Here is a 13,336-nt window from a genome sequence, read left to right on the forward strand (position 1 = left end):
AATTCCGTTGGTTACTAGTGTCGTGTCTCAGAAGTTCTTGTCTTAAGTGGAAACAAACTGAATCGCCACAGTGAAGCACTCGTTCGAATAGGTGGAGTACCAGTGGGCGCTCTTTCGCAGCCCGCTCGCTTCAGCAACGCGATCTGCACGCTCCACACGCTTTTCCCAGAAGAAGCTTCCCCGATCGCCATAATATGGCGCGAACACCGCGTCCGGTATGGTCGCGAGGATAAGATTCGTCTCCCAATCCCCATCCTCGACAGCAATCACAAACTTCTTGATTCCTTCACCATCTTTGTTTGCCTGCCACCATGGGGTTGGAACACTGATTCCTACAACATATCTCGTAGAAGCCGAACGGATAAAGAAGCCAGGATGCCATGCACCGAACTCCTTACGGGAAGGAATCATATCGAGACGCTTTCGGAAGCTGAAGCCTGAGGAATAAATACCCTCTTGAGTCCAATGGACGAGAGTCCTTCGGTTGCGATCACAGAGGCCAACGACAATCGCCTTGACCCCCTTTTCGACCATCTGCTGCAGGGGCTCCAGTCGATTGATTCCTATGGCTTGCCCGTTATACGCCCGAAACTCATCCTCTGTGATAATTCCGATCCCGGTTAAAACGTAGAAGAACTCGATGCGGAAACTCACTGCAAACGGCTCAAACCGGTTGCGTCCCACAGACTCGTAGTACCAACAACCGCCGAACATGCCGGCAATCACCGGCACCCACGCCGCGTGAGGAAAGTCATGTGCAAGATAGATCGTTACCAAAATGCTAAGGACGAGAAGAAAAAGCGAACGCATACGGTGGGCAGTGTATCACTTCGGAGTATTTCCGACCGCTTCTCTTCTTGCCAGGAGTGTGTCATCAAACTCCTAGACCATCACACATAACATTCGCTCCTTAGAGGTTGCCAACATGCAGGCTTACGAAGATGTTGAGAATGAGCAAACGAACGATACCGCTGCCCGGCAGTCGCCACCGATCCCTGGCAGGAGCTTGTCTTACTTTTACAATCCCAGCCACGAAGCAACCTATCGCATGGCAGGCAACGAACGCCCTGGGAGCGTCATGGATGTCCCGTACAGCATGGTCGGTTCCGCCGCCAGCCGCGGATATCGCTTCCTGAACAATCAGGAGCATGACCGCTATCTGGGAAACCGCGACTTTGCGCTACAACCTGAAGGAATCGATAAATCAGCCAAAGGACTGTGGGGATGGTTCAACACCACCATTCCGGCTGCGGAAACCTTCATACAGAAACAGGAACACAAACACGGTCTGAATGACGCTCCCACTTACCAGGAAGCGGAGAATTGGCAGGAGCATCCCAATCTGGAAGCTGCAAAGTTGTTTGCGAAGGGATTCACCGCGGACGCCGCTCGCATGCTGGCGACTCCCATGGGTCTTTTGGCTGCGGCCGGTGGCGCTTATTTGAGAGCTGCGGGCGCAGTACCGGTTCTGGCCAGCGAACTTCCCGATCTCGCTCCAGTTGTTCGAACGGCCCTTCGAGCAAGCGGAGGTATCTATGCAGGACAGGGTGGCTACAACTTCTATAAGGATGCTCCAAAATTCCGCACCATGGATGATCTACAACGCCTTGCGGGTGATGGGGCTATGATCACGGGCGGAGCTCTCGCACTGCGGGCTCCAGCGCATCCGCTGAGCACAGTAGAAGACCTTGTGCGCCCAGAATCCGAGTCACTGTCCCCTCAGGAAAAAGCGGCAATCGATCTCAGCAAGGCCCTGAAGGTTCCGGAAAACGAAAGAGCAGCGTTTGAGAAGGCCGCAATCGCAGAGACTTCCACCATTCTGAACTTCATGCAACGACACAAACTCTCGATCAACTCCATGAGGGACTTAGCCAAAGTTTCGGATTTGGCAGCTCAGGAGGCTCTGGCGCGAAATCCGAATCTTTCCCCGGAAGAGGCCGCCAAGCTTCAAGAAAGAGTCGGCAATCTAAAGATCATCGCAGACCAATCAACGGAATCGGCGAGACGTAATGAGCACTCCCCGCGACCGCGAGCTTCCGACGTCCCTCTCGATAAGGGCGTGGGGCCTATAGTCCAGGGAGGGCTGAAATGGCTCGGCGGCGGTCCCGAGTCTGAAGGAAACCGCGCCGTTCGGTCCAGTATCCAAAAAGCCTCCTCCAGCATGAAGGGCACCGGCGCCTGGATTGATCGGGGCTCGAAGGTTCTTATTGCGGCAGGTGTCGGCGATCCGGTGATTAATCAACTGCTCTCAACTCCAAATGGACAGCAGCTTGTCATTGAGGCAGGAAATCTGTCACTTGGCTCACGCCGCCTGGTAGCGATCCTCCAGCAGCTTGGCTATGGTCCCCAACCTTAGGAAGAGTGCGCAGACGCCGTAAACCCTGCTCCTTGTTACCGGCGATGGGATAGTAGAATTGCGTCGCATGCAGTTCTTCCCACAAGTTAGTGACCGTTGGAGGTTATGGAGCCTTGGAACAGCGATTCCATTGAGCCTCTTTGGCTTGCTCCTGCCTTCCTCCAGGCAAAAAGCGGCCTATGCCATCTTGATGGTAGCGGCATGCATTTACGCAATTACGTTCACGATCCGCCTCGTGGGTTGGCTTATCACCAAGCTGCTGCACCTTCTTCGATTTCGTTCAGCTTCCACGGTTGCTAAGACAATGAGTCGTGTACTCGGCGTATCGCAAGCAAATGAGAAAGACTTTCTGGAAGCAGCCACGTATGGCCTTCCCATGCTTCAGGCCATCGCTGTAAAAGATAACGTCGCAATCGCTGGCGTGGTCGACCTGCGGGACCAGGCAATGTTGATGGCAGATGCCTTCGAATCGTGGTATCGCGGAGAGTTTCTCCATATCTGTGGCAATGCGTACATTCCGGTCTCCGAACCCGCCAATGCCTGGCTTAAGATCAATGAAGCATCGGAAGCAACCCTGGCAGAGATCTATCAGCACTATCTAAAGCTCATGGACTGGCTGCATTCCGGTAATCAACGTTATCCAGTCATTACAGAAGAAGATAAGGCGATGTTACGGAAAGAGCGAGATCTTCTTGGAGATCTCCTGGATAAAGAGGTTGCTTTCAGACTGAATCGTCCAGCCACGGATTTAGCCAACCTGAGAGCGTTACTCTCCTGGCCGCGAGTCATTCAGTACGAGGCTCTCGCAACAAGTCAGCGAATACAGGCTGCGGGGAATAGCGTTCATGGCCTTCTCTCGAGCAGCATCGTCGACTTCAGGGTCAGAAGAGCACTTTTGCAGATCCGCCCTCAGGATATTCCCAGCTTCTAGCTTGGCGTGCCTGTGCACCACAAGCTGACGGAACTGGCGCATCTTGCACCATGCATCTCCGAGATACTGAGTCTCGCGCCTTTGCAGTCGAGCCAGAGAACCTCCTCACACGTTCGATGATCTGTGGAGCATTTCTCCTGTAGGTGTAGTGCAGGGCTTATGCATCTATGGTCGTTTTCCCCAATGAAAACGCCGCCGCACACTACTCACGGGATGCCCAGCAACAGGAGAAATGCTCTAACCCTCCCGGATAATCCCCGAAAGGACAACTCATGCTTCGACGCACAGCCTTCGGGCTGGCACTCCTGCTTCTCGCGGGATGGCCGGCTTGCGCGCAAACCATCTATCCCCCTATCAACACGCCTGTCTTTCGCGCGCTCGATGCCAACGGCAAACCACTCTCCGGCGGCAAACTCTACACCTACGTCGCCGGCTCCAGTACACCGCAGTCCACCTACGCCGATGCCGGCGGCACAAGTCCCAACACCAATCCAGTCATCCTCGACTCCACCGGCTCAGCAAAGATCTTCCTCGCCCCTCAGAACTACAAATTTGTTCTTCAGGATTCGAACGGTGTGCAGCAGTGGATCGTGGATAACATCACCGGAGCTCCACCACAGTCTGACGTCACCAGTGTCTTCGGCCGCAAAGGAAATGTAGTCGCCGTAGCGGGAGACTACACCTGCTCCCAGATCACCGGCGCCGTCTGCTCGATACCGACGATCTACTACCAGACCATCCGCGCCGGCGGTACCGATCTGACACAACGTGCAAAGCTGAACCTGATCGCCGGAACAAATACCGGGGTCGCATGTGCAGATAACTCAGGGGCAAATTCGACGGACTGCACGTTCACGAACAGCTCTTCGACACCGAGCTCAACACAAACGGTTGTAACCGGGTCCCGGTCATTCGGCTCGCCCTACCAGGCAACCGCTGACAACATCTTTGTTAGCGGTCAAGGAAGCCTGCACTCCGGATCTGGAGACAGCAAGATCACCTGCTACTCGGACGCATCATCATCGCCGTCTACCGTCGTCTACGCCATGACCACAACCTCAACGATTGCCGGGATGCCCCTCGGTTTCTCTTTCCCTGTGATCAAGAACAACTATTACCGGTGCGACGTCACGAACCTTGTAAATTCCACGCCGGATTCATGGGTTGAAACCACCTTCCACTAGAGCATTTTTCCTGTAGGTGTAGTGCAGGGCTTGTGCATCTATGGGCGTTTTCCTCAATGAAAACGCCGCTTCACGCCCCTTTCGGGATACCCAGCAACAGGAAAAATGCTCTAAGGACGACAACATGATCAAGAGACTTCTCTACTGGGTCGCTATCGGCCTTCTGCCGGCCTGTGCAATCGCATCGACGTCGACGGTGACAGCTACCGTATCGGATACCGATGGTCAGCGATGGACGAATGGAAGCTGGTCGGCGCAGATCCTCATGCCCGGCGGCATCTTCGCCGGCACCAGACCCACGATCGGTGGAGTCATCGTGCCATCGACGGCAAGCGGCACTCTCGACGCGACCGGCGGCATGACTGCGGTTCTCACGGACACGAACTCACTCGACCAGAGCGGCGTGCAATGGCAGATCACGGTCTGCCCCAATGCCAGCGTTACTCCGTATGGTGAGACCGGATGCGCAGTCCTCGCGCCGCGGCCGATTGTTGGGGCAACCGTAGATCTGACGGCATATCTGAACGCCGTCGTTGCACCGCGCTTCCCCGCCGGAGCCGGCGCCTTTGGTTATCGCGACGGAGAAGTACGCGCGCCGAGCGTAGTCGGTGTGAGCTACTTCAATACCAGCACTGACCCCACACTGGCCGGCTTGCGTCTGTGGGATGGGCATCGTTGGGTTGCGGGCGGAGGAGCGCCACCGGTGACGTTCAAGACCAACGGGAACCCCAACGGTTCACAGACTCTCTATAACCTTACCCAGGGCGACGGGATCAATTTTTCTGAAAGCGGCGGCACAGTCACCATCTCTCAGGGACCCACCTTCGCCATCAGCACTTTCACCGGTGGCCAGACGATAGAGATTGGCGCATCGGTGACAAACCCAAGCTTCGGCGCAAGTTATACGGTCGCACCGGCGAGCGCGACTATCACGAACACTGACGGCATCAGCTCACCGACAAATCTGCTTCCTCCATTCACGAGCGGCACAGTAACGGGCACCTTCACAAAAACTTCCCAGGCATCGACGACCTTCACGCTGAACGCGATCGGAGCAACGACCAAGACCGCGACGCAGACGATCAACTGGTCACCGCGCGTGTTCGGTGGAGTGGGCTCGGCCGGGGCGACCTCGGCAACGGCATCCGGAACGAACGCAGTTCTCGGCGGCGGCGGAAGTGGAACACTCTCAGGCGCCGGCATCTCCAATAGCCAGGTTAATCAGATATTCGGCCCCTACTCGCCGGCCAACCAGAAGATCTACCTGCTCATCCTTGGCAACGCTCATACGAACATCGTCGACAACCTCACGGGTTTTGCGATGCCGTTCAACACGCCCATCGCGGTGACCTTCATCAACCAGAACGGCGCCGGCGTGACGATGTATCTCTACGAGTCCACAAACCTGCTCAACGGCACTTTCAGTCCGAAGGTAGCCAACTAAGGAGACCCCTCGCAATGCGTAAGCTGTTTGCGTTATGCGCCCTGCTGGGCGCTTTTTGTGCTGCTCACGGCCAGATCAACCTGACCGGTCACTCTGTGGTCCCTTCGACTACTGACTCGGACCACGGTCTTTCCTCTGTCGTTATCGGTGATGCCAACTGCAATGTCACATCCCCCAGCGGCTGCACCGTCCCGAGCGGAACCGGTCCCTATCGCGGAACCTTCATGGTCACGAGCTCCGTCTCATTGACGGCGGATCGCTGCCTGATTCTGCCGCTGTCACCTGGACGCGCGGTATACGTAAAGAACTCGACGACCGGCGGGAAGCAAGTATGCGTCAAGGGATCCACTGGCGGAGCCGCAACTTTCGCCAATGGACAGAGCGGCGTGGCGTTCTCAGACGGCACGAACTATAACGTCATCTCCGCGAACGGTAGCAGCACCGCTGCTCTCGGCCTGGTCATTGCTGACGGCGTGACCTATACGACCATCCAGGCTGCCTACACTGCGGCCTGCGGCGCGGTCCCGAACCTGAATGTTTACGTGCCGGCGAGTTCCACCGTAACGGATGGAGTTTATTCGACGCCCAACTACATGATTTCGACCTGCACATCCCAGGTTACAGACGATCGATCGGGAAGCACCTACAGCAGCAGGGGCAGCAATGTGTTTCTGGCGCAGACCCCTCGCAGGGATTATTTCCCGCGCGAAGGCACGCTCAAGTCGCATTGGATCGATCTTCTCAATAACGGAGTTACTCCCGCTAACACCGGCATTCCTTCTATCGTGCAGTGGCCAGTCGCATTTCACGGCGACTCGGTGAGCGGTTTTGCAACCTTCTACACCCTCATGCAGTCGTCCTTCGGATTGGGTGTCGCGGGTTTTTATAGCAGTGCGGCGCATGTAGGAACCGGTAACAACGAAGGCTTTTATGGGCTTGGACAAGGTTCAATCAATCTCACTTCGCTAACGAGCGGGACTGTGACTAACTCCCCGAACGGAAGCGCAGACCCAACCACCGTGAATGGTTCCTCAACCATTCTGGGGAGCTCTAGCACGACGGGAACCCTAACGTTCTATTTGGTTGCTTCTCAGCAGGGCACTGAAACCCGCTTCCGCAACATGCAGCAGGCTTCAATCTTCTATCTTTGCGACGGTAAGCCAGCAACCATCAATGTGCAGAGCTCCCCGGACGGGATTAATTTCTTCAATGAAACCATCGGCTCGGCGCAGCCCAATGCCTGCGCCGCCACGGGTGGTGTTGTCGCTGTGGGAGTGCAGGGCGTGGGCAGCGGACAGGGATGCAATACGCTGACGCTCGGAGCTACTGGAGGAACGGGGTTTGTCGGAACCGCAGAGCCCAATTCTTCAGGTGCAATCGATCATGTTTTAGTGAACAGCGCCGGCAGCGGCTATAACCCATACACATCGACCATCACCGTAACGTCTGGTTCCTGCACAACCCTTCCTTCCTGGGGGAACATACTCACTTCCAATATCAGCATCCAGCAGGCAGTCATTTCGCATGATGGCATCGGCATCGTGAAGATCACAAATTCCGGGGATGCCGTAAAGCTTCTCGGCTGGGGACTCTACAACCCCAACCAGAGCGGCATGGTATTTGAAGACATGGGTTTTGGTGGCAGCAGCTATGACAGCTTGTTTGCGGCTCCGGACTCTTACACGACACCCTGGTATAACGGAATGCCGGTACCGGATACGATCTACACGCAATATCTCGATAACAGGAACGAAGCTGGAAATCCCCTCGAAACCTGGTTTCAAAAAGACTACGACCGCACCGTTGCTCAACATGCGGCAAAGGCGGCAACCTTCGGAACTCTCTCGGCTTGCAACGCCGCCGGCTATGGATGGGATACGCTTTGCAACCCCTACACCCCGGACCTTGTTTGGGTCAGCGGTTATCCGGGTGGAAATACAGCCATCGTTGGCACTGGCACGGGGGCCGGTGGTGATCTCGCCGTGATGAATCAAGTCACTAAGATCAATCGGGCGGGAGGAAATGCTATTTATGTCGATGACACTAACTCTCAACCGAACGGTCAAGACAGCTTCCGCCGTGTGATGTTTGGTCAAGCCGACACAACTCACCAAACGCCCGGTGGTCGCGCCCTACAGAACTCGATCACGCAGCAGATAGGCGGGATACCGCAGCAGGATCTCTATGCGAGTAAAGCATTCACTGCGGTTCACGTCGGACAAGGCTCTGTGACGACCCCGAGTGTTTCCTTTATTCGAACGGGTGGAGAGGGCTTTATCTATAACAGTGGGTACCGACAGATTATGGCGCTCGGCGGACTCGTCGGCGAAGGATCCATCACCATTACACCCGGAACTTATGCCAACCCCTCGACCTATATTCCGGTGACCGGCTCAGCGTCTGCGACATACATGATCTGTGCAGCTGGGGCTACGAATCTTCAGCCTATTGGGTGCACTCCGGCAGTGTCCATTACCACTGGACCAACAACCCTGAGTTCAACCAACTATGTTCAGGTTTGCCTGGCGCGCCCGATTTTGGGAGCTGCTTATTATGCGCTAATCCGCACCGCGGGTTACAGCGGCCCAATCGTTGTTTACAACACCGTTTTGTATACGAATGCCAATACCCCGCCTTGCATGAACGACACTGGCCAGGCTGGTTCGACCTATACCGCATCTCAATGGAATCCTTCCGGATATTTGCGTATAAACTCGCCAAATGCTCCGGTTGATTTTGGTGGTTGGGCGTCAGTCCGTACGGCAGACAGCTTGTATGACCTCCAATTTGGAGAAGGAACCAACGCTGGTCAAATAGGCGGTTTCGGCATTGCGATGCGTACAGTAGCAAATGTCAATAACTTCTGCCGCTTCTCTCTTGGCGTTAGTACGAGTTGGGCCGGAGCTCTAGGATGCGCTGGCACCTATACAAACGCGCCTTTCAACTTTCTCAATCCTATTTACATCAATCCAGGAAGTACAACAGCACCAAATATAGACATTGCCACAGCAACAGGGTTTATGACTGGCACCGTGCCGATGTTCAGAATAAGAGCAAACAGCAGCGCTGGAGCCTGCCCCTCTGGCGGATGCGGTCTGTTTGTGAGCTCAGACGGAGCCTTTGCCGGATACCTGGCACTATTCGACTTCAACGGCGCACGGAAGTTCGGCATCAAGCCCTCTGGACTTGAGTTCTTCGGCAACACGCTCTACCCGATCACAGCCGTTCCAGGTACGGGAGTGAACCTGCTACGCTCCATCGGCAACCTCAACAACGGAAACCTCGCCGCCTTCGATGCAAGCAACAACGCAGTAGACAGCGGAGTTGCAACCTCCAGCCTTTATAGTCTCGGCGGAACGGTCAATGTCGATAGCTGCACGCTTGGATCCGCCGCTGGGAGTGGGACATCATGTACTGCCGTCGGAGTGGATGCTGCGCATATTGTCACCGTGACTATGGGCAGCGGCGCGACAACAACGGGAAACCTTGTCACGATAACTCTCGCCACGAACAGGCCAAGACCAACCCTTGCTGTTTGCAGCCATAGCCCCTCAACCGTCGCAGCCGCAACGGATTATTCAAAGTCCATCATTGTCGGAAACGCGGCCAATCAATACACCATTGCATTTCCTGCATCGGCTCCGACGGCCAGTGTCACCTACACATGGTCAGTCACTTGTCCATAGAACTACCACTGCTGGATTACCTTTTTGGCCCCGTTCGCGGGGCCTTTTCACTGTCAATCAGAGGGACCACATGGAGATAGATCGAGAGGTACTTGGAGACATGATCGAAGCCCGCGCCGCCGCTGCAATTCAGAAGTACGACCAGACAGTCATCATTCCCCGTGAAAACGCGGCGCAGGCTAGCAGCCAGGCGACGCTCGACGAACTTGGACGGAAGGTGGGCATCCTCTGGGACCATCTGCAGAGCGCGAAGGGCGCCTGGTGGATGATCGGCGTGCTCGGCACGGCTGCGGTCATTCTCGCCAATCACTTTTGGAAATGACAGCGATAGAACTAATCGAGCCCGTCGAGGGCCGCATCCGCTGGATGTACCTCGACACAGAGGGCCTCGTGACCGCGGGAGTAGGCGAATGCCTGGAGACTGCGGACGAGGCCTGTGCTTTCTTCGGACGCAATGTGACGGCCGACTATGACCACGTGGCTGCGATGCCAAAAGGCATGGTTGCCAGCCGGTACTGGTATCCCGGCTGCCCGCTGCTCACAGATGCGCAGATCGATGCGCGGCGGGACAAGTCGATCGCAATCGCAGAAGGCGATGCGCGGAAGCTTGTGCCGCCCTTCTCTGGTCTGAGCCCGACACGTCAGGCCGTCCTGGTCGACATGTCCTTCAACCTCGGCCACAAGCGCCTAGCGGGATTCACGAAGACGCTAGCGCTGCTCGCTGCCGGCGACTTCAATGCGGCTGCAGACGAAATGCTCGATTCCGCATGGGCGAAAGAGGTTCCCAAGCGGGCGAAGCGAGACTCCGACCTCATGCGGGCCGGATAACAAAGGAGAATCTATGTCACCAAACACGCGGCTTTGGCTGCACGGCCTTGGTGCTGCCTTTATCGGCGGCGCTGCCACTTCTCTCGCCACAATCCTCGTGGACTCTGAAAAATTCAATATCGATACACTCCTGGGACTACAGCACCTTGCAGTTGTCGCCATTGTTGCCGGTATCGTCAGTGCCGCCGGATATCTGAAGCAGAGCCCACTTCCTCCCGTCGAGGAGAGCCGAACGGCAGGCTCGAAACTTGCTGCGTTCCTTGTCGCTTCCCTGCTGCTGGGCTCATTCGGATTGACAGGCTGCAACGACTTTGAGCGCAAGACATTTCAAACACTGTCCGCCTCCAAAACCCTTATCGATCAGGCCCAGATCGACTATGAGACAGGTACGCTGCCTCACACGCAAGCGTCCTACGACGCGGTTAACAAAGCAAAGGACGCGCAAACCGCAGCGGTCCGGGCCTTCCAGATGTACGAGGCGGCAAAGCTGACCGTGGATCAGGACAGCGATGTGACGGCGCAGATAGCTGCGTTGAATAGCGCACTGTCCAACCTGGGGCCGGCGGTAGTGAGCGTCAAGCAGATCTATGTCGGAGGACAGTAAATGAGCAACGACACAACTGCGGCAGCAATCATCAGTACAACCGAGGAGATCCAACGCGATGCGGCGATCGTGCTTGAGATCATCAAGGATACCTATCCGCAGGTTTCGGATGAAGCGGCTGTCGCTGAAAGGATTCTGACGATACTAGCGGCGCTCGTTGCCAAAGCGCTGACAGCGTATGCTGCCGCCTCCGGTACGCCCATTACACCGGCGAGCATCGAGAGCCTTATGCCGAACCCGACCCGATTAACGGCGCCCAACAGCTAGAGCATTTCTCCTGTAGGTGTAGTGTAGGGATTCCGTATCTATGGGCGTTTTCCGCAATGAAAACGCCGCTGCACTCCCCTTCCGGGCTACCCAGCAACAGGAGAAATGCTCTAATGTGTATCGACAAATTCGCCTCTATTGAAGAGCTATAGAGCCGGCCTTCAGCGCTTATATCGCCTGGGTGCCCCACCCTGGCAAGAAAGAAAGATGCAGACTCAGGCCGAGATACGGCTGGCTTCACGATAGAATTCGGCGGCTGCTCCTTCGATCTCACGCAGCAGCCGCCGGGATCGCACCAACTCGCGCTTGCGGTGGCGGCCAATCTCGAACTGCGCAGCGAAATCCATCTGCTGCATATTGGTCAGCTCGACAGAGACTATGCTGCGCAAGCGTTGAAACTCGCCTGCAGCAAGCTCAGCGGCATCAGCCTGCAGTACCAGGGCACGCAGCCGCGATGTTGCCCCCTTGATCTTCCGGAGCATGCTGCCGAGTGCATCACTGGTTCGTACCGGCCAGAGCTGGTCAAAGACAAACCACATCACACCGATACCTAAAGCAATGCCGATTACGCGGTCGCGCGCAGGGTTGAGCTGAGTCGGTGGTCCGAAGCCCTGCAGCGTTGAGAGAAAAAAAGCAAAGCCGATCTGTACGCCAACATACCCGATACGAGGGCTACGCATTACCCAGCCGGAGAGAAAGACTACCGGCGCAAGCACCACCACCAATGACGTCACGGAGTCCATATTTGGAAACAACAGTGAGACCGTGAGGATGCCAAGGACCCCGCCAACCACCGCACCAGCAAAACGGTAAAGCTGCTTCTGCTTCATCGCTCCGGTTGAGCTCAGACCCGTAAAAAGCACCGTCACGACACACGTCGTGATTCCCGGCCATGCCACGGCGTTGTAGAGGATATAGCAGATGAGTACAGAGAGGGTGAGCTTGAGAGCATAGAGCACCGGCTCGCTCTGCTCGAAGGCTCCGGGTTGGAAGAATCGAAAATGGCGCAGGCGGCGACGCCCCGCAGACTGACGACCGGCGACATCCACCGCAGCCACTGAGACCTCGCGATATTGTCGCAATTCGCGGAAGATCTCTTCGAAGGGGCCGCGCGACACATCTGCGAGAGCTACATGATCGAGATGCTGCCCGGCTGCGAGTTGATCGCACAGTGCCGCCAGTGTGCGGGCGCCGGCCTTCAGTTCTTCGTTGCCATCCGCTGTAAACGATGTAAATCCGAAGATCACGCTCTTACGAATCACACGCGTCAGAATACCGATGCGGTACTGCAGACCAACCGGCATCCGCACCGCCTGTTCCGATCCCTGCAAACGGTCGTACAGTTCGTGCAGGCGGAAGTCACCAGCATGCTCAAGCTGCAACAGATCCCGATGCGCACGACGGAGCTCCTGCGGCCGTGTATCAAGGTCATCCTGCGCGAGGGCGGCAAAGAAGCGGGCTAGCGAGGACAGCCTGCGATGCAGTTCGCGGTTGAGCTCTTCGGCAGGGTGACGCGAGGCGAATAGATACTCCACCGCAGTGGCGCATGCCAGCACCAGAGCGAGCGAAGCTACCTGGTACAAGCTATACGACACACCGGCGCTTGCGGAGTGATGACCGTCCCAGTAAGCGAGATCGACAAATCCGTAGAAACCGAAGATCGTCCACAACATTGGCAAGGTACTGGCCACCATGCAGAAGGCGGAGGCGAAGACACAGAGCGCAACACCAAGGAAGCGGGCCACTTCGTTACCATCGGTCAACTGCACCCACACCAACGACGCAATCGCCGCCAACGCACAGCCGGCAAGAATCTGTAACCCTGTCCGCAATGTCAGCCCAGGGCGTTCGCGTTGCATCAGTAACAGCAGCGCCGCCGAGAGCGAGAAGCCGGGAAGCTGCAGTGTCATGGCGATAACTACAGCGAGCACAATTCCCAGCGTGTCGCGCAGAGCGCCCGCCGTTCTACCGGGATACGGCGAGAGCTCTTCCTGCAACAACTCCAGCATGGTGCCGCGATGGAAACGTCTCGACAT

The 13,336-nt window shown here is 56.4% G+C and carries 11 protein-coding genes; 9 read left to right on the plus strand and 2 right to left on the minus strand.

What is annotated here, in order from left to right; all coding sequences use genetic code 11:
* Nucleotides 1-42 precede the first annotated feature (42 nt).
* Nucleotides 43-810 (minus strand): hypothetical protein, encoded by a 768-nt coding sequence (locus AB4Y89_RS21635; protein ID WP_442303024.1) that lies wholly within the window; start codon nt 808-810, stop codon nt 43-45.
* Nucleotides 811-925: 115 nt separating this feature from the next.
* Between AB4Y89_RS21635 and AB4Y89_RS21640 the strand changes: the two genes are divergently transcribed.
* From AB4Y89_RS21640 to AB4Y89_RS21680, 9 genes are all read left to right on the plus strand, one after another.
* Nucleotides 926-2,356 (plus strand): hypothetical protein, encoded by a 1,431-nt coding sequence (locus AB4Y89_RS21640; RefSeq protein WP_442303025.1) that lies wholly within the window; start codon nt 926-928, stop codon nt 2,354-2,356.
* Nucleotides 2,357-2,423: 67 nt separating this feature from the next.
* Nucleotides 2,424-3,287, plus strand: a complete 864-nt coding sequence (locus tag AB4Y89_RS21645) for a hypothetical protein (RefSeq protein WP_442303026.1) — start codon at nt 2,424-2,426, stop codon at nt 3,285-3,287.
* A 272-nt stretch (nt 3,288-3,559) separates the two neighbouring features.
* A complete protein-coding gene (locus AB4Y89_RS21650) occupies nt 3,560-4,471 on the plus strand; it encodes a hypothetical protein (RefSeq protein ID WP_442303027.1) in 912 nt (303 codons plus the stop codon).
* Between the two features lie 124 nt (nt 4,472-4,595).
* On the plus strand, nt 4,596-5,915 hold the full coding sequence (locus AB4Y89_RS21655) for a hypothetical protein (protein WP_442303028.1): 1,320 nt from the start codon (nt 4,596-4,598) through the stop codon (nt 5,913-5,915).
* Nucleotides 5,916-5,929: 14 nt separating this feature from the next.
* Nucleotides 5,930-9,601: a hypothetical protein gene (locus AB4Y89_RS21660; RefSeq protein ID WP_442303029.1), complete on the plus strand. Its 3,672-nt coding sequence runs from the start codon at nt 5,930-5,932 to the stop codon at nt 9,599-9,601.
* 70 nt (nt 9,602-9,671) lie between these two features.
* On the plus strand, nt 9,672-9,923 hold the full coding sequence (locus AB4Y89_RS21665; protein ID WP_442303030.1) for a hypothetical protein: 252 nt from the start codon (nt 9,672-9,674) through the stop codon (nt 9,921-9,923).
* Nucleotides 9,920-10,429, plus strand: a complete 510-nt coding sequence (locus tag AB4Y89_RS21670; protein WP_442303031.1) for a glycoside hydrolase family protein — start codon at nt 9,920-9,922, stop codon at nt 10,427-10,429. Before AB4Y89_RS21665 ends, AB4Y89_RS21670 begins: the two co-directional genes overlap by 4 nt.
* Nucleotides 10,430-10,442: 13 nt before the next feature.
* Complete coding sequence (locus AB4Y89_RS21675; protein WP_442303032.1) at nt 10,443-11,033, plus strand: hypothetical protein; 591 nt, start codon at nt 10,443-10,445, stop codon at nt 11,031-11,033.
* Nucleotides 11,034-11,300: a hypothetical protein gene (locus tag AB4Y89_RS21680; RefSeq protein WP_442303033.1), complete on the plus strand. Its 267-nt coding sequence runs from the start codon at nt 11,034-11,036 to the stop codon at nt 11,298-11,300.
* Between the two features lie 215 nt (nt 11,301-11,515).
* On the opposite strand, the gene AB4Y89_RS21685 is transcribed toward AB4Y89_RS21680, so the two are convergent.
* A complete protein-coding gene (locus AB4Y89_RS21685) occupies nt 11,516-13,336 on the minus strand; it encodes an FUSC family protein (RefSeq protein WP_442303034.1) in 1,821 nt (606 codons plus the stop codon).

It is taken from the genome of Terriglobus sp. 2YAB30_2, assembly GCF_052114765.1.
GTDB lineage: Bacteria > Acidobacteriota > Terriglobia > Terriglobales > Acidobacteriaceae > Terriglobus.